The sequence below is a fragment of the Filomicrobium sp. genome, assembly GCF_025698805.1.
In the GTDB taxonomy this organism is placed as follows: domain Bacteria; phylum Pseudomonadota; class Alphaproteobacteria; order Rhizobiales; family Hyphomicrobiaceae; genus Filomicrobium; species Filomicrobium insigne.
The window spans coordinates 198863-217714 of sequence record NZ_JAILWT010000004.1 but is presented as its reverse complement, the minus strand read 5'-3'; the positions used below and the strand labels follow the sequence as shown (position 1 = coordinate 217714).

Sequence of the window (18852 nt, the reverse complement as noted above, 5' to 3'; positions counted from 1 at the left end):
GACTAGAGAGCATGGCACGTTTAACGGCAGCGTTACTCGCCGTCGGATTGGCGCTCATGGCAGTGGCGGAGCCACAGGCTGCGCAATCCCCGCGTGATCTTAAGTGGGCCCAATTAGTCCCACCCCAGGCCGTGAAGAAGCCCAAGGAGCTAAAGCCCTTCTTTGGACAGCGTGATGATGCGGCCGACACGCAATCGCTCGCCGATGATGCTCCCCCACCTGCTTACATTCCCGAGGGCAAGTGGATGTCGCGCGCCCGCAAACAGCGCGGTGGTCCACCGGCACTTGTCACGGAATTTGACGGTCAGCGTGTCCGTATCGGCGGCTATGTCGTGCCCTTGGATTTCGAAGCAACCAGCGTCACCGAGTTTTTGCTGGTTCCGTTTGTCGGGGCCTGTATTCATGTGCCTCCCCCGCCTGCCAACCAGATCATCTACGTGAAGACGACAGAGGGCTTCAAAGTTACGGATTTGTTCGATCCGGTTTACGTCACCGGCAAGATGGAAGCGAAGATTGCTTCTACGGGACTTGCCGAAGCCGGCTACACTATAGATGCGGACTCCGTCGTCATGCGTACGGAATAACGTCCCCTGAGGAAACCGTGCGTTTCCTACATCCGGGCAGTCGGTGGCAGCACGAAGCGTTGACCCGTCTTCCCCACGACGTTGGTCGTAACCGGGCAGCGGTACACCGCCGACAGGAGGTCGTCGCGAAAGACCTCGTCGGTATTCCCTGCCGCAGTGATGCGTCCTTGAGACATCAGGATCATCGTGTCAGCGAAGGCGGCGGCTAAGTTGAGGTCATGCAGAACCGCCAGCGCAACCCAGCCCTGTGCCACGCGCCGGCGCACCTCGTTCAAGACCTTCACTTGATGCATAAGGTCGAGATTTGATGTGGGCTCATCCAGCAATAAAATCGGAGCTTCTGTTCGGTTGTTTTCAGCCGACGACAACTGACATAGCGCACGCGCTACATGCACCCGCTGACGTTCTCCACCAGACAGCTGCGTATAAATCCGATCCTCAAAGCCCGACAGGCCAACGTCTTCAAGTGCGCGATAGGCAGCTACAAGCCTGACGGCGGACGGTTGCCCAAAGCCGGGCACCGTAGCGCCAAGCAATACGACCTCGATGACTGAGAACGGGAACGACAGATGCGTGGACTGCGCGACAACGGCCCTGCGCGCTGCAAGAGACGCTGCGCTAATTGAGCCGAGCTCCACGCCATCCAACAAGATTTGCCCGAAGCTGGGTTTAAGCTCGCCGGTGAGCAGCTTCAACAGGGTCGATTTGCCCGCTCCGTTTGGCCCGATAACCACGTTGAGACGACCTGGGGCGAGAGCCACGTTGACCTCCTCAACGATAGTACGGCCCTTAATATCGTAGCTGACGTTCCGGCACTCGAGCATCTGGCTTACTCCACACCACCGATGCCGCGTTTGAGCACGAGATGCAAAAAGACGGGCGCGCCGATAGCAGCCATTACGATGCCGATGGGAAGTTCGGCTGGGCGCACGAGCATCCGCGCGAGAATATCGGCAAACACCATCAGCGTACCGCCGACAAGTGCGCTGGCAGGCAGAACAATACGATGATCGGGACCTGCGATAAGCCGGACGAAATGAGGTACAACAATCCCGATGAACCCAATAACGCCAGCGACCGCGACCGCCGCGCCGACGCAGGCCGCGGTCGTGACGACCACAAATTTTTTGGTCGCCTCGACGTTGATTCCGAGGTGAAACGCTTCCGCTTCGCCGAGAAGAAAACCGTTGAGACCACGAATAAGCCTGGGAATCGCGAAGGCGATGAGGATAGCGAAGGGCGTGACAGCGATGACCTTAGGCCAGCTCGCTCCGGAGAGACTGCCCAGCGTCCACAAGGTCAAATCGCGCAACTCGCGATCATCGCTGACGTAGGCGATAAGCCCACTCATGGCCCCTGCTAAAGCGCCAATTGCAATGCCGGCCAACAGCAGGGTGCCGATCATCAATTGTCCATGCCGGCCGGCAACTGCGACCAACATCCAGGTCGTGATCACACCACCGAAAAACGCGGAGATGGGGAGCGCGTAGGGGCCAAACGTGCCAATCCAGGGTGCCGCAAATTCGTTACCCAGAGCGATCGTTGCCACCGCAGCGAGGGCGGCGCCTGATGACACACCGATCAGGCCCGGATCGGCAAGCGGATTACGAAATAGTCCCTGCATCATTGCGCCCGCAACGGCCAGTGCTGCTCCCACGAACAGACCCAAAAGCGTACGAGGAAGGCGGATCTCAAGCAGCACTAGGCTGTGCCGAGCCGCAGTCGCGTCGTCATCCGAGCCTGCAAGCCAGTGCTGGATCGCATCAGGAAGTGCAGCGAGAGTAATTCCCGTGGCGCCGATTGAGAGCGAGAGCACGACAACGATGGCAAGCGAGAGCCACGCGCAGATCATAAGCATTCGTGCTGTCGATGTTCGTGCATCGCGCGGCACGGATCTTTCCATCGGGGTAGCCGGGACGCTCATTAGTTGGCCTGTACGCGGGGAGATCCGGTGCCGCCTTCGGCCTTGTCATAAAGCTTCGTCATGAGGTCCCGCGCTGCGGCCGGCGTACGAAGACCAAACCCGAGCAGATAGGATCCGTCCATGACGATGACGCGGTTGGCCTTGCCGGCCGGGGTTGCGCGAACGCCCTTTAGATCGAGAATGTCTTTGTGCGCATCGTGGCCGTCACCACGCAGCATCATGAGGATTACGTCAGGGGCCAGTTCGATGATCGCTTCATCAACGAGCGGCTTGAAACCCGTAACCGACGCCGCGGCATTCTCACCCCCTGCCAGTTTAATGATCGCATCCGCGCTCGTTCCGGAACCGCCGACGAGGGCGCGGCCGTTCTGTGCTGATAAAATGAAAAGGACGCGCATGGGCTTGTCGACCTTTTCACGATCCTTGGCCAGCGAAGCAAAGTCTTCGTTTATGCGCGCGACAAGCGCCTTGCCTTCACTCTCCGCTGACACGGCAGCCGCGATGGAGGTAATCTTCTGATTAATGCCATCCGTGCTGTTCTCATCGGAAATTTCAACGTAGGGGACCGACGACGACTTGAGCGCCTGGACAACCTCAGCTGGTCCGGCAGAGGCCGATGCGATGATGGTTGAAGGATTGAGGGCTAGAACCCCTTCAGAAGAAAGCGCGCGCATATAGCCGACCTTCTTCTTTTCCTGCAGTACAGAAGGTGGGAACTGACTCGTCGTATCGACGGCTACGATTTTGTCACCCCGGCCGAGCGCGTAAAGGATTTCCGTTACATCCCCGCCGATTGAAACGATCTGGGATGTATCAAGGGACGACTTCGCGTCTTTTGCGTCTGCAGCGGCGTGGATTTGTCCGCCAAGCATTGGAGCAGCGAGAAGAAACGCTGAGACAGTCGCCACGATAGCCCGCGAATACCGGCCGTTAAGAGTTGTTCGCGCCGTCATCGAAGTCTCCTATTTTGTTAGTATAAGCCGGCCGTTTGCGGTGATGCGCAGCAGATAGTCCTGACCGTTGTGCTCTATGATCGCTTCCCGCTGATCTGATAAAATGTCCGTCACCTTGACCCGACGGCGCTGGATTGGCGCGCGCTGCTCATCGGAGTTCTCAGCGCGGGGCTTTTCAGTCTCTTCGTTCATCCCCAACTCACTGATGTTTGGTTCACGTGGCAGCCGGAACGACTGCGCGTTCTGGTGAGCCCAACTTTGCCGCGCTAAGTGGACGCGTCGTCACCAATGAATAAATTGTTGACGTATTAAGTCAAGATACGTAGCGTAGGGATATTCGCCAACGGTGATGAAGTCGTCATCGTGCGTAAAACGGCCAGCCCGCCTGCCAATGTTCGGTGAACATAGGTGCCAGCCAGCTAAATCCGACAAAGATTGTAAATCGGCTTTTGGGGGGCTTGGGGAATGGTGTGGCGGTTAATTCCGACGCTGCTAAGTGCGGCGTCAATTGTAGTGTTGAGTTCAGGTGTCGTGCGTGCGCAGGAAATTCAGTTGGATGGAATCGTCGTGACCGTATCGAAAATCGACGAAAGCGCCATTGATGCTCTGGCCGGTGCCAGCACCGTCTCGAAAGAGACACTCGATATGCAATTCCAGGCAGATAGCGTTTCCAAAATTCTGAACACCATTCCCGGCGTCGCAACACAGGAAACGGCGCGCGATACTGCCCAAGCGGTCAACATTCGAGGTCTACAAGATTTTGGCCGCGTCAACGTCCTGATTGAGGGCGCACGCCAGAACTTCCAGCGCAGTGGTCACAGCGCCAACGGCACATTCTACGTTGAGCCGGAAATGCTTCAGCGCGTTGAGGTAACCCGCGGCCCTACGGCGACGATCTACGGATCCGGCGCGATCGGTGGTGTTGTCGCCTTCGAACTGCTTGATGCGGATTCCATTCTTAAGCCTGGCGAATACGCGGCCATTCAATCCCGCACCCGCTACGCGTCGAATGGCGATGGCAAGCTGGCAAGTGGCACCGGTGCGATCCGCGTCGGAAACTTCGATATTGTTGGACAGATTAACGGGCGCTGGAACAGGGATTATGAAGACGGTGACGGTGTCGTAGTCCCAGGCTCCAATGACGAAACTGGGTCTGGAATGGTCAAGGCGCGCTGGCGCCCGGCTGAGGGCCATGAGATCACAGGAACCATTGTCGACTTTAATTCCAAGTTCGTAGACCAAGCGGAGGCGGGTGGCTCGCTCCGCGATACGGACGTCGATAATACCCAATTCACGCTTGGCTATACCTTCTCCCGCCCCGACACGCAGCTCTTGGATTTCAGCGCAAAGGTCTACAAGAACCGTACAAATATGGAGCAGACGAGATTGACTTCGTCGACGGTTCCCATATTTGGGCCTAACCCCGCGTTCCCACCGGTTCCTCCACCCTTCACTATTATTGGCTTTGACACTTTTCCTGCTGGGGCTTCGCGTAATTTTACTGTCGATACGGAAGGTGTCGACGTGTTCAACACGTCACGTTTCGAATTCGGTAGTGCCAGAATGGCTCTGACGTATGGCGCGGATGCGTTTAGAGACGAAGTGTCGAACTACGATTTATATGAGGGTGGGGACGAACTGACCCCCAGCGGAAAACGTACAGTATACGGGTCGTTCATCCAAAGCCATTGGACATTCTTTGATCGAATCGATCTCATAGGCGCTCTGCGCTACGACAATTATGAAATCAAAGGTGGAACGACCAACCTTTCAGATGATCGTGTGTCCCCAAAAATTACGGCAGGTGTAACGCCTGTCGAAGGATTTACGCTATTCGCAACGTATGCTGAGGGGTTTCGAGCGCCTGCCGTTACTGAAACACTGATTAGTGGACTGCATGCCCCTCCGGCAAACTTCAACCTCATACCGAATCCGAATTTGCGTCCCGAAGTGGCGCACAATGTGGAGGGTGGTGTGAACTTGAAATACAACGGTGTCTTAAAGCAGGACGACGCATTCCGCGCTAAATTCACTGCCTTTCGCAATAAGGTCGATGATTACATTGACCAAGTTTACGTGGAAGGACCTAACCCTGCGCCGGTCTTCCTTGATGACACGCTACAGTATCAGAACGTTCGCAACGCGACGTTGGAAGGCGTGGAGTTCGAAGCCGCCTACGACGCAAGATCCTGGTTCCTGGGGCTTTCAGCTCACCACATCCGGGGAACCAACGACGACACTGGCGAGGGGCTATACAGCGTTCCGGCCGACCAGATCATCCTGACTGTCGGATTCCGGGCCTTTGACGAAAAGCTGACAGCTGGTGCCAGGGCACGTTTCGTCGGTAAGCAGGACCGCTTCGTAGAAGGAGAGACCGCTGCGTCCGCGCACGCCGACGCCTATCAAACCCTGGATCTTTTCGCGCAATACGAAGTCAATGAAATTGCGACGCTGAATCTCAATATCGATAACGTGTTCGATGAGACTTATCGCCAACACACAGATCAGTACAATAGTCCCGGTTTTAGCGCGCGCGTTGGCTTGACCATGAGACTTGGAGCGGATTGAGGGAAGTTCGCTCTGTCGGCGAGGCAGGCAAAGCCAAAATAGGTTTTTCCTGCCTCGCACGAAATTCAAACTAAAATTGGAGGCGTCGGAAAATGTATATCGCGATGAACCGCTTTAAAGTCGCAAAAGGCAATGAAGAGGGCTTCGAGAACATATGGCTCAATCGTGAGACATATCTTGAAGAAATGCCCGGCTTTATCGCGTTCCACATGTTGAAGGGCCCAGAGCGCGAGGACCACACTCTCTATTCCTCGCACACAGTCTGGCGCAGCTATGAAGATTTCGAGGCGTGGACGAAGTCGGAGCAGTTCCGAAAAGTTCATTCCCGAGCCCCAGAGAGCAAGCCGCTCTACATGGGCCATCCAGAATTTGAAGGCTTCCAGGTTATTCAGGAAGTCAAACCGGGTTCCGCGGCAACTCCGACGGCCGCGGAATAAGGACTGCTGCCCGGAGAGTGCTATGGTCCTCCCCCGCTCGGGACTTTCGAGTGCACCTCCGGGCAGTAGGCCTGCTTGAACATTTTGAAGACCCGGCGCCCCGGGTGAGCGACGTTGCAGGATTTAAAAAAACAATGACAGAAGCTGCACCGCAAGACTCCGTCAACGAACTGCCGTTGGCGGAGCGTTTGGCTAAAAATCCAGATGGCATCCTGGAGCAGATTGCGAAGTCGTATGCCGTAAGTACGCTCGACGTAGTCCGCCATCTATCTCCAGATCGTTGCACAATTGTCGGCGCAGATAAGTTCACCGCTGTGATGCAAGACATCACAGCGTGGGGTGAAATTCTCTTCATTGTCCACACCAATGATATCGTGTGCGAATGCGCAGGAGTGCTACCGCCAGGCACATTTGGTCGGGGTTACTACAATCTCCATGGCGATAGTCCTATCGGAGGCCATATTCGCGTCGAAAATTGCGCACGCATTGCATTCGTTTCGCGCCCCTTCATGGGCCGGGAATCACGTTCCGTTCAATTTTTCAACGAAGCCGGTGAAGCGATGTTCAAGATCTTCGTGCGCCGGGATAAGGACCGCAATCTGTTGCCGGAACAGGCTGAGAAGTTCGAAGCGCTACGCCGACGCGTGACGAATTCCGGCGCAGAGCAATAGGCCGTGACAAGACGCGAGAAATGTCTAAGAAACCCTGTCCACTTATGACCTTCCGTATGCACGGAAAGGAATTGGGCGAACAGCCAACCAAACCTCTGGATATCGATAAGGCCGCAGTCTTCTTGATCCGCAAGTTTGGTGAGGATAGTGCTTCCGTCGCCTATTCGAGGGCCTATTGCTGTCGCTGTCGCGGAGATAATAACGCGGCGCAGGAATGGAACGCCGTTTTAAACCGGATCGTGGCATTACTTTTTTCGCCGCGCGAGGGCCCGTTGCACTGAAGGTGCGGGGCCCCATCAACACAGAGTTCGGAGGAGCTGGCATCAGCGGCGACCAATAGTCTGGTTGTTTGCGGTAAAAACACGCGTACGTACTCTTATTCATATTTTGAACGGGGAATGGAGACCGTTAATCCGAGCCGTGTAAGCCGAGGCTCAGTGCGCAGAAGACGGATTCCATTGAGCTAGGTATGCAACTTAAAAAGGTTCACTGGTTTTACGCCGGAACGGCCGCCATCGCGTTGCATGCTGCCGTCTTCATTGGAGCCAATCGCAGCCCCCAGCAGCAGGGTGATGAATCGCCTGCGGCAGGCCCCCCCATTTCGGCGCAAGGTTCGACGGCGGGCATACTGGGTTCGGAACCCGAAGAGCTCGAAATCGAAATGATAGAAACGATCCAGGAGTCGAGCCCACGCGAAATCACCGCAGAGATAGCCGAAACCACAGAAGTCAAGGAAGCCACCTCTGAGGTAAATATCGCAATATCAGCTCCGGTCGCGCCACCGGTGGAGGCTGAGGCTCTGATGGAGGTGAAAGCGGTCACGCTGAGTGAGACGTTGGATATCAAAGAGGCGGCGTCTCCCGCAGAAGAGTCAAGCCGCCAAGCAAAGACCTTAGAGGCTCGGGAAGTAGTTGTGCCCGAACCCAATCCTATCGAAAAGAAGCAGCGCGAGGAAAAAAAAGTAGGAAAGCATAAGCGTTCAGCCGAACGCAGGCAGGCCGGAAATTCAGCGACCCAAGGTAGCGCTGGATCTGGCGGCGGAGCCGGCAAATCGCGAGCAAATGCTGGAGCCATCTCCGCCTACGCAGCTAAGGTGCGCGGCAGAGTGTTTGCACGCTACCCGCGCATTGCAACGAGCGTTGGAGTTGCTGTGATTAGCTTTGGACTAACGACGTCCGGTGCACTGCGTTACGCTCGAGTGACCCGCCCGAGCGGCAATAGGGAGTTCGACCAGAGGGCACTGGCAAGTGTACGAGGAACTTCGTTTCCTCCTCCGCCAGCAGGTGTACAGGCCAGTCAATTGCGGTTCAGTATTTCGTTCAATCATAAGAGGTAGGGAATGCGAAAATCTTCGCATTTCAAACACGCGCTACAAACGCAACCGGCGCATGTGGTTGTCAAAGGCGATATCGTTAAACGAAATCCGAGAATGTGGCTCTTTGCCCGGAGCTGCGACTTCCAGGATGCCCTCGCCAGAGCTGATCGCGACGGTCTTGTCAGACGCCTCTGCGATCCCGCAAGCGTCCTTCAGGAGAACTTCTCCCATCAGTTCTGAGCGATTGGCATCGAAATGAAGAATGCGGCCGGCGCGTGGGGCCGACACACTCACAATCTCGCCGCCGTTCGTCGCTGATACGGACCCAATGTAGCCTTTCAAGGCGGGACCCATGTGCTGAGCTGACGACACAAACCTGATTGGTTCATCGCGGCTGGTGTACCCGACAAGTTCCGGCGCCGTCTCGATAGCATCTTCCCACTGTCCGCCAAACCACACGCGCCCGCGGGCATCCGCACAGATGTGCCGGATCGAAAGCTTGTGAAGGGCTGGATCAATTTCCTGTCGGGTAACGAGATCGCCCGTGCGGCTATTGATGAAAACGAGCGATGGCTGCATCGTCGAAAGATTGAGCTTTTCCCGTCCGCTTGCGGGATGGGTATCAATACCTCCGTTCGCGACAGCCAGCGTCACACCGTCTTCAAGCAGGATGACCTCGTGCGGTCCTACACCGTGCGCATCGAACTCACCGATACGCCGGTAGTTCGCGCCGACGTCATAGATACCAAGCACACCGCGGCCGGCGTCGAAGTCGTTCTCGGTAACGTACAGCAGACGGCCATCGCGCGAGAAAACGCCGTGGCCGTAAAAATGCCGATCCTCTGGGCTGTCAAAGGCAACAGGAGGCGTTTCATTTTTGAGGTCGAAGGCTATGGCAAATCGGCCTGGCCGCCGGGCGAAAGCGACACCACGAGTCCCATCGGGGCTGAGCGCCACATCGTGACCACGACCGTCCAGTGGGATCTCGCGCAAGATTTTTCCATCGGCCGTGACGAACGCGAGCGCGTAGTGGCCATCACCACGTTTGCAGGCCGAGACAAATTCTGCCGATCCCGAATGAAAGGCTTTCCCATCCGCCGCATGCAGTGGCCGTGGAAGCGCCAGCATCGCTGCTGTACCGGCGACAAAAGCTCTACGATCAATCGCCATCTAACTCATTGAACCCCAATGTCAGCCCTGCTGTCGGCGCTATTTGCCGACCGATGATCTGGCGTAAACCATTAGCATAGAATTTGCCGCGCCGAACTCTGTTGGGCCCCTCTGTGTTGCCAAGTGTCGGCCGTGCCGATCCTGGCATCGGCATTTCTTCGGCGTCACTTGCGAGGCTTCGGAAGGCGTTGCCGATCCAGCCGCTAATCCAGCCGACTTTTGAGTCGCCTGCTACGAAATCTCCCAAGCGAAGCGTCTGAGCTAACGCCCCACATGAGCGGATGGAAGCGAGCATGAAGTCTCGCGCTACCCCCGATCGTTCAAACGCGAGGCCTGCCCGCGTACGTCCTCTCTGTTCCGCCTGCAGCATAGCTTCAAAGCCAAGATCGCGGACGATCTGGAGGCCGGTCAGCAGTGCTTTGACGAGTTCGCCAGCAGCCTCAGCATCACTTTTGTACACGGGATTATCCGGCCCCGTTTCAACCATGCGTGTCCGCCAGCCGTCCGGGCTCGTCCACTCCTCTGTGAGTTCATGGGAAAGTCGAGCCACATTGGCACTGATAGCCATCGCAAGCCCGCATCCGTAATCATCGAGCCCGGATTTCGTCTCCGGCCCCTTCGGAAAAAGCAACACCTCAAGGGCAGGCAGTCCTTGGATCGCAGCGGACTGTTGGCTCAACGCGCCAGGTTCCAGCAAGGCAGGGTCTTTGCGCTTTAAAGCAGCACTTAATTGCCGGGAAGCGACACCGCGCGGGTCAGGGAAAAAGGCGAGATGCTGTTGTCGGCTGTCCTTGCGAGCAGGCCCAAAGCGAAGGAACGCCACGCCTCCCCATGCGCTTACGCTCTTTCGAAAACTGTCTTCAACTGTCGCACGCGCAGGGCTTTCTGCACCGCCGCCACCATCCTCGCACCAGGCGGCGATGTTGGCGTTGAGTTTTTCACTCGCTGATTGCAGCGTTTTGTAGCTGGGAATGATGTGTTGATCGATGCTTGCGGCCACAATGGCCGCAAGCTCAGGACGTTGATTGGCTTGTGACGGCGATGGAGCGGTCGCGTTGCTCCAAACAAACACAAGGATAATGAAGCCCCATCGCCTCATCATCTGAGTGACCGTTCCCAAGCCTGATGTGTCGGAAATTATTCTGCGTCGTCCGCCGATTCGGCATTCAACTGGCCGTAGTTGTCTTTGCCGATCGTATCGTACAGGCCAAGCTGCGTTTCGAGGAAGTCGATGTGACCTTCTTCGTCCTTCAGCAGCTCTTCGAACAGCGCCATGGTGACATAGTCTTCCTTGTCGCGGCACAGCTCACGGCCCTTCATGTAGTGTTCCCGGGCAATGTATTCGCCGCGGAGATCGCACTCGAGGACTTCCTTGACGTTTTCCCCGATCATCAAAGGAGCGACATGCTGCAGGTTCGGATGTCCCTCAAGGAAAATGATTCGAGAGATGATCTTGTCTGCGTGATGCATCTCTTCAATCGATTCTTCGCGCTCCTTCTTTGCGAGCTTTCCGAAGCCCCAATCCTCAAGAAGGCGATAGTGCAGCCAATATTGGTTGACGGCGCCCAGCTCCAGCTTAAGTGCTTCATTCAAAATTTCGATGACGCTAGCGTCGCCCTTCATCGTCTTACCCCTTCGTTCCAAGCGTGAGCACACAAACTTTCTAGATGAGGGGTCGGATTCAAGAGCAAAGGAGAGTGTTTGTCGAGGCGCAAATCGGCTCTCCCCGACATCAATGATTATAAATTTCGTCCCACGCTGAGTACGCGCGGATATGAAATAGGCACGAACTATTCAGCGGCTAGCAACGGGAATTCTTCGTCGACGCTAGGCGGAGCCTGACGTGTCGTCGAGCTTCGGCGCTGCTTGGCCTTATTGGCGCGGTCCAGACGAACGAGCCGTTCCAGCGCTTGAGCACAGGCACAAGGAGAGATGAGTCCTTTGGCCTGAAGGCTTTCCATTTTTTCATAAATAACCGAGACCGCGAGCGGCGCGCAGCCGCAGCAGTTCATCTTTTTAGACAAATGCCGCCACACGACGCCCGGCGTAGGAAGTGGGGCGCCGGGTTGGGACATGATCTCCAATACCGCAAGCTCGATATCTTGATCACTGATGACCGCACAGGAACAGATAAGCACGGGAGGTTTCCTGTCAGTGGGGATGCTGCGCGCACGGATCGACGAGTGCGTTGGCATTCACGATCCAATTTGGCGAAATCACCTGATCAAGGCTGCGCATCGTGATCGCAAAGCTATCACTGTGATGCACGACTTCCTCGATCAAGGAGCTCTCAATAAGTGCAAATGCGCATGCGCGCATCGCAGGACAAGTCCTGTGTTGAGAGGCCGCGATCATTGAAATGGCCAAACATTCATCCCGGCAGAAGTTGCAGGCCTCAATGGGCCCAACTTCAACCTTGCGGCGCGCACCCGCCTTAACCGCCTTTGCCCAGACGGACAGTTCCCCGACGACGACTTTCGCAGCGCGTGGGCCGAGGGCGTTGGAGTAAACCTGCCAAACCCGCTCCCAACAGCCGATATTGCCGGTCTGATAACCGGCGATCCATCCGCGAAAACCAAAACCTACAAGTTGTTCTGGGGCGCGCCAACCATCGCCCCCGGCTTCAAGGCCTGCTTCTGAAGGCAGCGCTCGCAGCGCACCGCCCGGCAGTCCGAAATTCGCTGTCATCCCTGCTCTCTCCAATAAACGGGGTTCAAGGCCCCAGTATCGGATCGCGTCATGTTGTCGACGCTCGTCGTCAAGAAAACATGCGATGGGGCGTCGAAGTCAAGCAGTAATTGAAGAATGCGCCAAACAAACTAGTCAAAGATATAAAAGGTTAGAATGGTTCCAATCTAAGTCGTCTTAAGATTAGAACCATTCAAATTATATGATGACGATTATACATTTGAGATGAACTATAATCAGTGCGGCCTAGAGTGCGGATCAGCAGCGCGCACTGCCTTTCGCAGAACGTATGGAGGCTTCGGGAATGGAGCGGACGGCGCGTGTGCGCGGCTTCTTGGCGCTCGCGTTAGGCCGCGGTGCCTGAGCGCTCGCCATATCGGCAATGGTGTGCTGGTTGAGGACGCTGATAAAGGCGTCAAGCGCATCGTCAAAAATGGCCTGCGCGCTCTGCTTCTCGTCGCTGCGTGCGTCGAGATTGGACGCTTCGATAACGCCGACGACCTCTCCAACGCGAATCTCACTGGCAGGACGCGCGAGCTTTACGCCACCGTGGCGGCCGCGCACGGCCTTCACAAATCCGCCGCGGGACAGCAAGTGTACGATCTTAAAGGTGTTTTGCTGCGTGATGTCCAGGCGCTCGGAAATCTCGGCGACCTTGACAAGTTCATCGCCAGACTGAGCGCAGTCCACCAATATCCGGATGGCGTGATTGGTAGTTTTGTTGAGGCGCATTGATTGACCTTGCTGGATCAGAGGTTGAAGGACCCATTATTCACCGGACCGGGCACAATGCAAGCAGCCCAAACCCCTATTCTACGGGCTGTATGGGGTCTCGCTCACATAAATCAACCCCGGACACTCTCAGGATCACCAAGCGGACAGCGCCTGCTTCCCCGACAAGCCGAGCGTCAATTCTTGCTTACCCATGCAACTTTATGTTTCATTATAAAAAAAGTCAACAATTTGGCGTGACAAGAGCTTGTCGCGAATGTCAGTGATGCTATCCATCAGATCGCGATTTGTCCGAGCAAATCAGCCCAGTTCAATGAGCGGTATCCGGATTCTCAATTCTTGGGGAGGCAGCCTCGTGTCGAGGAATGGCATCAGCTTCTTATTTGCGTTCGCACTCTTGGTCACATCGCTCGTCGGCGCTAATTCCGCGAAGACAGCTGAGAACCCCGACGTTAAAGCCGTGCTGGACACGTACGCGAACATCGCAGAAGCCGGATACACAGACTCCGTAACGACCGCACACCGCCTCAAGGAGGCGATTGACGATCTCCTCAAGGAGCCGACGCCTGAAAGTTTGGCAACGGCTCGGGCTGCTTGGATTGCCGCGCGAGTTCCTTACCAGCAGACCGAAGCCTTCCGGTTTGGCAACCTCATCGTGGACGATTGGGAGGGGCGGGTAAACTCCTGGCCGCTCGATGAGGGCTTGATCGACTATGTCGAAACCGAGTTCTACGGCACTGAAAATTTCGAGAACGACCTCTACGTCGCCAACGTCATCGCCAATAAATCGCTGAAGATCGGTGGGACGGATGTCGATACGTCGAAAATCACGAAGGAGCTTTTGCGCGATAAGCTCCAAGAGGCGGGCGGCGTCGAGGCCAACGTCGCAACAGGCTACCACGCCATAGAGTTCCTTCTTTGGGGGCAAGACCTCAATGGAACGGAAGCCGGTGCTGGCGATCGCCCTGCCACAGATTACGATCTCAAGAACTGCACCAACGGAAATTGTGACCGCCGGGCCGAATATCTGCGCGTTGTAACCGACCTTCTGATCGAGGACCTCGATTGGATGGCAAAGCAGTGGGCGAAAGGCGGTGCTGCCCGCGCTGCGTTGACCGAGACGGACGAGAAGAAAGGGCTGTTGTCTCTCTTCATCGGTCTTGGAAGTCTCTCTTACGGCGAGCTGGCGGGCGAGCGCATGAAACTCGGCCTTCTGATCCATGATCCGGAAGAGGAGCATGACTGCTTCTCCGACAACACGCACAACTCGCACTATTACGATGTTATAGGCATCCGGAACGTTTATCTGGCCAGCTATAAACGTACCGATGGATCGACCGTGTCCGGACCAAGCGCATCTGATCTTATTCGCGCTGCCGCACCTGAAATTGACGAGCGCGTCCGCGCGGCTATTGAGAACACCGTGGCCAAAATGACCGAACTCAAAAAGCGCGGTGACACCATCGAGCGCTACGATCAGATGATCGGGCAGGGTAACACGGAGGGGAACGCCGTGGTGCAGGCGGCCATCGATGCGCTAATCGCACAGGCCCGGGAGCTAGAGCGGGCCATGGCCGTTCTGAAGCTGGAAGCAGCGAAGTTCGAAGGCTCCGATAGCCTCGATAATCCATCGTCGGTGAAATAAGGGCAGGGGTTGCGAAAACGAAATGGCCAAGATCGACACGTCCGACATCCCCTCGCTTCGCAGATCAAGATTTTGGCCCTTTGGTATCGCGCTCACCGGTGCCGCTGTCGTTCTGGCGGCGGCATCCCTTGCAGCCCCCGTGGATGACAAGGCTTCCATCGGTAAGTTTGAGCCGGGTGAAGAATTTCCTGGCGGGACAGCCACCACGCGACAGTCCCGGGATCACGTCAATGCGTTTTCTCATTTTTCGAACGGGATCGGCTTCGAGGGCGAGGCGCGCTTCAAGTTAGGTAACGCCATATTCCGTAAGGAGTGGGTATCTTCCCCCGCCTCGACCAAGGCTTCGGATGGCCTGGGCCCGCTCTACAATGCCCGGGGTTGCCAGAGTTGCCACTTGAAGGATGGGCGCGGGCATCCCCCGGCCGCCAATTGGCCGGATGACGATGCCATCTCAATGTTCCTTCGCCTGTCCGTCCCACCTTCAACTGACCAAGAGCGCCAACTGCTCAAGGAGAGGCGTGTGAATGTCATTGCCGAACCCACCTATGGCGGGCAGCTGCAGGACATCGCTATCAAGGGGCATGCAGCCGAAGGGCACATGAAGATCACTTATGAAGATGTGCCTGTTCCGTTCGCTGATGGCACGAGTGTTACGCTGCGAAAGCCGAGTTACGAAATTACGGATCTGGCCTACGGCCCGTTGCAGCCCGATGTCATGACGTCTCCGCGGATCGCGCCCCCCATGATTGGTTTGGGTCTCCTTGAAGCCATCCCGGAGGAGGTTATTCGCGCGAACGCCGATCCTGACGATGCCAATGGAGATGGTATCTCCGGGCGCGCGCAGGAAGTATGGTCGCTTCGAGATCGTGATGTGCGGCTTGGGCGCTTCGGGTGGAAGGGCGGAACACCAAGTGTCGCTCAGCAGAGTGCCGAGGCCTTTGCCGGAGACATGGGCCTGTCGACATCACTCGTGCCGAAATCCTCTGGTGATTGCACGGCGGCTCAGGCCGTCTGCCTAGATGCACCTAATGGCAATTCGCCCAAACCGAGCGACCCCGAGGTCGGCGATCAGTTGTTCGATCTTCTGGTGTTTTACTCCCAGAACCTCGCCGTGCCGGGGCGTCCCAATGCATCGGAACCGCTCGTGCTTGAGGGCAAGGTGAAATTCCACGAACTGGGGTGTGCCGCGTGTCACATCCCCAGTTTCACGACAGGCGAGGTATCCGGCCAACCGCATCTCAGCGGCCACCGCATATGGCCCTACACCGATCTGCTTTTGCACGACATGGGTGAAGGGTTGGCGGACGGCCGTCCCGAAGGTTTGGCGAGCGGCCAAGAGTGGCGAACGCCTCCCCTTTGGGGCATCGGCGCGACTGAGGTCGTGAGCGGCCACACCAATTTCCTGCATGACGGTCGGGCACGTAACGTGGAAGAGGCAATCCTCTGGCATGGTGGCGAGGCGCAAGCCGCACGAGACGCGTACACTCAATTGAGCAAGGATCAGCGAGACGCGCTGTTGGCGTTCGTAAACTCGCTTTGAGATGGCCCGCAATGCGCGCGACCCAACTCCTCACAGGATCGGTGTGACGGTGAGCGGCATGCCGCCTTTGGGTCGCAACGTGATCCGCGAAATGGGCTCGGGCAAATGCTCGCCGTCCCAGTCGAAGCGTGCGCCCCGCACGAACGTTGCAAGAAGGGTGACCGCCTCGATCATCGCAAAGCTCTGGCCGATACAGATGCGGGGACCCGCCCCAAAAGGCATGAATTGCGTGCGCGCCATTTCCGTCTCGCGATCGGGCAGGAACCGATCAGGATCGAAACGGTCCGGATCCTTCCAAAGCTTGCGATGTCGGTGAATGGCGAAGATCGGCACTACGATTTGCGCGTTGGCTGGAACGGGAGTGCCGGCAAGTTCAAACGCTTCCTTAGGTTGACGTGCAACAACCGGCACAGGTGGGTAAAGCCGCATGGCTTCTTTCAGCACACGCGTCGTAAGTACCAGTTTGTCGATGTGTTCTGCTCTGATCGACGTAGGCCCAACAATGCGATTGACTTCATCACGCACGGATTGCTGCCACTCAGGCGCACGCGCCAGCAGATACAACGTCCAGGTGAGAGCCTTCGCGGTCGTTTCGTGGCCAGCCTCCAGCAGCGTCGACAAATTGTTGACGAGCTGATCCTGCGTCATAGGCTCACCCCCGTCCGGGTCGCGTGCATTCAAGAGTCGGGCGAGAAGGTCTGTGCCTTCAACAGCAGATTGGCGCCGCCGGGTTATGATGTCGGAAAGCGCGGAACGCACCGTCCGTGATGCGCGTCGCATTTGCCGCGACGCCGGGTGTGGGAGCCATGTGGGTAAGTGCAACAACGCATGTGCCATCTTCCAGGAAACGCGCGCGAGATACTCAGAGCCGCCGCGCATGATGGCCTCGCCCTCAGAGCGATCCCCACCCACCAGCATGGTACGCATAATGACCTTGAAGGTTGAGGTCATCATCTGTTCGTCTATGGCTTGAGAGCCGGCAAAGGCGCGCCGCCATTCCGTGACTTGTTCTTCCGCGACCTGTGCCATGGTTGGCACGTACGAAAGAATTTCGTTGTGTCGGAAGAGAGGTGCCATAACGCGGCGCTGCCACCGCCACAGCGCGCCGTCCGAGGTCAACACGCCGTCACCGAGGGTCGCCGCGAATACTTGCTTCTCCAGCGGGGATTTGACGAGCAGATTCGCTTTCCCGACGAGAAGTTCCTCGACAATTGCGGGGCCGCTGACCCAGAGCACCGTTAGTTTTTTCGTCGGGCGATATAAGGTGAGGTCTTCTTCGTAGACTTGGCGCGGCAGCCCGCGGAGCGGATTGGCAATGAACTGTCGAAGAAAATCGAAAAAACCGAGTGGCTGGTCGGGCGGTGTGATCGAAGGAGGGTAAAGCCCGTTACCGTCGGAGGTAGCGGGCACAAACTGAACGTCGGTGTTCGGCGTCAGTCGCGTCGGCATAGGCATTCTCCTGGCTGTCTACTCTTTTGCAGACCCCCTAGGCACCACCTTGCCGGAACAGATGCCGTCACCGACGTGACAGTTCGCAATAAAGCGAAGGTAACGAGTTATTGGGCGGCGGCAGCTTCGCCGCGGCCGGCACGCAGTAAGGACTGCTTCCGTAGGCGCGCGCGCACGCCGGATGTATTGCCCTGAACGCGTGTCTGCTTGGGACGCGCCAGGGTACGACGCTTCTTTTTCTTGCGCGTTTCAATATTGCGATCGCTGCGGCTCGACATGGACGTTGTTCCTTATCTGGTGCTTTTTTCAGGCAGTTTCTGCAGCAACCCGGCGCGTACCTGCCGAAATATCTGACTAAGTCCTCCGCAATAGGCGAACTTGTTGGGTTCTGCAAGGCGTTGGGATGCATCTATCCCATAAGCCGTCTTATGTGAAAAGCAGGCCGATACCGTAACCGGGGGCCAGGAACGCACCTGCCCAAAGGAGGCAGGATACCGGGCTTGCCGTAAGAAATACCGCCCATTTCATGCCTGCGGCTCCGGCGATAGCCGGCACAAAAGGGCGCAAAACTCCGAAGAATTTGCTGAAAATAACGCCCGGTGCACCCCAGCGGGCAACGTAGATGCGAGTACCGGCATACCATTCCGGATGGCGGCTAAGGGGCCACCATTTTCTGATGTCATCCTTGAAGTACCGGCCAATAGCGAAGGTAATGACGTCACCACTAAAGGCGCCTGCCCCACCGGCTAATACAACGCTCCAGAATTCGCCCCCCGCTGCGCTATGCACACCGCCGATCGCCACGAGCAGCGCCGAGGACGGGACCAGCAGTGAGACAACCATCGTGCTTTCTGCAAAACCAAGCGCAAAAACAATTGGCTCGACGAGCGCGATGTTCTCATTGATCAGTGTGACGACACTATCCGCAAATTCAGTGAGCATGGGGACCAATCAGATTGCGGCGTCGGGCCGCAGCGGCGTACCGTGACCGGGAATGGCGGCACCGCGATGAGCACACCATGTTTGAGCTCATTGCAAAAGCGGGCAAATTTACGCTCAGCGGCAACGTGGATCTAAGGTAGAGTAAATGAATGACGCTTTTTACGACCTTCAGTGCTACACATTGCCTGTTGGTTGTGCGCTAATTTGATGGCAAACAAGCGGGCCGAACACACA

20 protein-coding genes are annotated in these 18852 nt (G+C 56.8%); 7 read left to right on the top strand and 13 right to left on the bottom strand.

Translation table 11 applies throughout. The features are described from left to right. Positions 1 to 11: 11 nt before the first annotated feature. The gene (locus K5845_RS12010; RefSeq protein ID WP_046478161.1) at positions 12 to 584 is read left to right on the top strand and encodes a DUF3299 domain-containing protein; all 573 of its coding nucleotides are present in this window, start codon (positions 12 to 14) and stop codon (positions 582 to 584) included. Between the two features lie 26 nt (positions 585 to 610). Here K5845_RS12010 and K5845_RS12005 read toward each other — a convergent pair whose 3' ends face one another. The 4 genes from K5845_RS12005 to hemP form a co-directional block, all read right to left on the bottom strand. Further along, positions 611 to 1408, bottom strand: a complete 798-nt coding sequence (locus K5845_RS12005) for a heme ABC transporter ATP-binding protein (protein WP_046478162.1) — start codon at positions 1406 to 1408, stop codon at positions 611 to 613. Between the two features lie 5 nt (positions 1409 to 1413). Continuing rightward, positions 1414 to 2442 carry a FecCD family ABC transporter permease gene (locus K5845_RS12000; protein ID WP_244466765.1) on the bottom strand — a complete coding sequence of 343 codons (1029 nt, stop codon included), beginning with the start codon at positions 2440 to 2442 and terminating at the stop codon, positions 1414 to 1416. Positions 2443 to 2507: 65 nt separating this feature from the next. Beyond that, positions 2508 to 3461, bottom strand: a complete 954-nt coding sequence (locus K5845_RS11995) for a heme/hemin ABC transporter substrate-binding protein (RefSeq protein ID WP_046478163.1) — start codon at positions 3459 to 3461, stop codon at positions 2508 to 2510. A gap of 9 nt (positions 3462 to 3470) precedes the next feature. Beyond that, complete coding sequence (gene hemP, locus K5845_RS11990; RefSeq protein WP_046478164.1) at positions 3471 to 3653, bottom strand: hemin uptake protein HemP; 183 nt, start codon at positions 3651 to 3653, stop codon at positions 3471 to 3473. 273 nt (positions 3654 to 3926) lie between these two features. Between hemP and K5845_RS11985 the strand changes: the two genes are divergently transcribed. The 4 genes from K5845_RS11985 to tolA all read left to right on the top strand — a co-directional run bounded on the left by K5845_RS11985 (position 3927) and on the right by tolA (position 8473). Next, the gene (locus tag K5845_RS11985; RefSeq protein ID WP_287959054.1) at positions 3927 to 6029 is read left to right on the top strand and encodes a TonB-dependent hemoglobin/transferrin/lactoferrin family receptor; all 2103 of its coding nucleotides are present in this window, start codon (positions 3927 to 3929) and stop codon (positions 6027 to 6029) included. Between the two features lie 92 nt (positions 6030 to 6121). Further along, on the top strand, positions 6122 to 6466 hold the full coding sequence (gene hmuQ / locus K5845_RS11980) for a heme-degrading protein HmuQ (protein ID WP_046478166.1): 345 nt from the start codon (positions 6122 to 6124) through the stop codon (positions 6464 to 6466). A 134-nt stretch (positions 6467 to 6600) separates the two neighbouring features. Beyond that, entirely contained in the window at positions 6601 to 7137 is a 537-nt protein-coding gene (gene hutX, locus K5845_RS11975; protein WP_090225988.1) for a heme utilization cystosolic carrier protein HutX, read from the top strand. Positions 7138 to 7606: 469 nt separating this feature from the next. Next, positions 7607 to 8473, top strand: a complete 867-nt coding sequence (gene tolA, locus K5845_RS11970) for a cell envelope integrity protein TolA (protein ID WP_287959053.1) — start codon at positions 7607 to 7609, stop codon at positions 8471 to 8473. 33 nt (positions 8474 to 8506) lie between these two features. Here tolA and K5845_RS11965 read toward each other — a convergent pair whose 3' ends face one another. The 6 genes from K5845_RS11965 to K5845_RS11940 all read right to left on the bottom strand — a co-directional run bounded on the left by K5845_RS11965 (position 8507) and on the right by K5845_RS11940 (position 13042). Continuing rightward, positions 8507 to 9622: a DUF1513 domain-containing protein gene (locus tag K5845_RS11965; protein ID WP_287959052.1), complete on the bottom strand. Its 1116-nt coding sequence runs from the start codon at positions 9620 to 9622 to the stop codon at positions 8507 to 8509. Then, positions 9612 to 10724: an imelysin family protein gene (locus K5845_RS11960; RefSeq protein ID WP_287959051.1), complete on the bottom strand. Its 1113-nt coding sequence runs from the start codon at positions 10722 to 10724 to the stop codon at positions 9612 to 9614. The genes K5845_RS11965 and K5845_RS11960 overlap by 11 nt, the downstream gene beginning before the upstream one ends. A gap of 35 nt (positions 10725 to 10759) precedes the next feature. Beyond that, the gene (bfr, locus tag K5845_RS11955) at positions 10760 to 11245 is read right to left on the bottom strand and encodes a bacterioferritin (protein WP_090225985.1); all 486 of its coding nucleotides are present in this window, start codon (positions 11243 to 11245) and stop codon (positions 10760 to 10762) included. Positions 11246 to 11412: 167 nt separating this feature from the next. Further along, positions 11413 to 11760, bottom strand: coding sequence for a (2Fe-2S)-binding protein (locus tag K5845_RS11950; protein WP_046478172.1), 348 nt, complete (start codon positions 11758 to 11760; stop codon positions 11413 to 11415). 13 nt (positions 11761 to 11773) lie between these two features. Then, positions 11774 to 12310 (bottom strand): hypothetical protein, encoded by a 537-nt coding sequence (locus tag K5845_RS11945; RefSeq protein WP_052743832.1) that lies wholly within the window; start codon positions 12308 to 12310, stop codon positions 11774 to 11776. 258 nt (positions 12311 to 12568) lie between these two features. Beyond that, positions 12569 to 13042 carry an RrF2 family transcriptional regulator gene (locus K5845_RS11940; RefSeq protein WP_052743833.1) on the bottom strand — a complete coding sequence of 158 codons (474 nt, stop codon included), beginning with the start codon at positions 13040 to 13042 and terminating at the stop codon, positions 12569 to 12571. Between the two features lie 355 nt (positions 13043 to 13397). On the opposite strand from K5845_RS11940, the gene K5845_RS11935 reads away from it, so the two are divergent. Together K5845_RS11935 and K5845_RS11930 are read left to right on the top strand one after the other, a co-directional pair. Beyond that, a complete protein-coding gene (locus K5845_RS11935; RefSeq protein ID WP_244464889.1) occupies positions 13398 to 14687 on the top strand; it encodes an imelysin family protein in 1290 nt (429 codons plus the stop codon). Positions 14688 to 14709: 22 nt separating this feature from the next. After that, complete coding sequence (locus tag K5845_RS11930; RefSeq protein ID WP_090225977.1) at positions 14710 to 16227, top strand: di-heme oxidoreductase family protein; 1518 nt, start codon at positions 14710 to 14712, stop codon at positions 16225 to 16227. 30 nt (positions 16228 to 16257) lie between these two features. Here K5845_RS11930 and K5845_RS11925 read toward each other — a convergent pair whose 3' ends face one another. The 3 genes from K5845_RS11925 to K5845_RS11915 all read right to left on the bottom strand — a co-directional run bounded on the left by K5845_RS11925 (position 16258) and on the right by K5845_RS11915 (position 18618). Then, complete coding sequence (locus K5845_RS11925; RefSeq protein WP_287959050.1) at positions 16258 to 17676, bottom strand: cytochrome P450; 1419 nt, start codon at positions 17674 to 17676, stop codon at positions 16258 to 16260. A 107-nt stretch (positions 17677 to 17783) separates the two neighbouring features. Next, on the bottom strand, positions 17784 to 17954 hold the full coding sequence (locus tag K5845_RS11920; protein ID WP_170832383.1) for a hypothetical protein: 171 nt from the start codon (positions 17952 to 17954) through the stop codon (positions 17784 to 17786). 148 nt (positions 17955 to 18102) lie between these two features. Further along, positions 18103 to 18618 carry a DedA family protein gene (locus K5845_RS11915; RefSeq protein WP_287959049.1) on the bottom strand — a complete coding sequence of 172 codons (516 nt, stop codon included), beginning with the start codon at positions 18616 to 18618 and terminating at the stop codon, positions 18103 to 18105. Positions 18619 to 18852 lie beyond the last annotated feature (234 nt).

Bases quoted from the DNA above. Each gene is read 5' to 3' on its own strand.
- K5845_RS12010 (WP_046478161.1), top strand. From the start codon at position 12: ATGGCACGTTTAACGGCAGCGTTACTCGCCGTCGGATTGGCGCTCATG.
- K5845_RS12005 (WP_046478162.1), bottom strand. From the start codon at position 1,408: ATGCTCGAGTGCCGGAACGTCAGCTACGATATTAAGGGCCGTACTATC.
- K5845_RS12000 (WP_244466765.1), bottom strand. From the start codon at position 2,442: ATGCTTATGATCTGCGCGTGGCTCTCGCTTGCCATCGTTGTCGTGCTC.
- K5845_RS11995 (WP_046478163.1), bottom strand. From the start codon at position 3,461: ATGACGGCGCGAACAACTCTTAACGGCCGGTATTCGCGGGCTATCGTG.
- hemP (WP_046478164.1), bottom strand. From the start codon at position 3,653: ATGAACGAAGAGACTGAAAAGCCCCGCGCTGAGAACTCCGATGAGCAG.
- K5845_RS11985 (WP_287959054.1), top strand. From the start codon at position 3,927: ATGGTGTGGCGGTTAATTCCGACGCTGCTAAGTGCGGCGTCAATTGTA.
- hmuQ (WP_046478166.1), top strand. From the start codon at position 6,122: ATGTATATCGCGATGAACCGCTTTAAAGTCGCAAAAGGCAATGAAGAG.
- hutX (WP_090225988.1), top strand. From the start codon at position 6,601: ATGACAGAAGCTGCACCGCAAGACTCCGTCAACGAACTGCCGTTGGCG.
- tolA (WP_287959053.1), top strand. From the start codon at position 7,607: ATGCAACTTAAAAAGGTTCACTGGTTTTACGCCGGAACGGCCGCCATC.
- K5845_RS11965 (WP_287959052.1), bottom strand. From the start codon at position 9,622: ATGGCGATTGATCGTAGAGCTTTTGTCGCCGGTACAGCAGCGATGCTG.
- K5845_RS11960 (WP_287959051.1), bottom strand. From the start codon at position 10,724: ATGATGAGGCGATGGGGCTTCATTATCCTTGTGTTTGTTTGGAGCAAC.
- bfr (WP_090225985.1), bottom strand. From the start codon at position 11,245: ATGAAGGGCGACGCTAGCGTCATCGAAATTTTGAATGAAGCACTTAAG.
- K5845_RS11945 (WP_052743832.1), bottom strand. From the start codon at position 12,310: ATGACAGCGAATTTCGGACTGCCGGGCGGTGCGCTGCGAGCGCTGCCT.
- K5845_RS11940 (WP_052743833.1), bottom strand. From the start codon at position 13,042: ATGCGCCTCAACAAAACTACCAATCACGCCATCCGGATATTGGTGGAC.
- K5845_RS11930 (WP_090225977.1), top strand. From the start codon at position 14,710: ATGGCCAAGATCGACACGTCCGACATCCCCTCGCTTCGCAGATCAAGA.
- K5845_RS11925 (WP_287959050.1), bottom strand. From the start codon at position 17,676: ATGCCGACGCGACTGACGCCGAACACCGACGTTCAGTTTGTGCCCGCT.
- K5845_RS11920 (WP_170832383.1), bottom strand. From the start codon at position 17,954: ATGTCGAGCCGCAGCGATCGCAATATTGAAACGCGCAAGAAAAAGAAG.
- K5845_RS11915 (WP_287959049.1), bottom strand. From the start codon at position 18,618: ATGCTCACTGAATTTGCGGATAGTGTCGTCACACTGATCAATGAGAAC.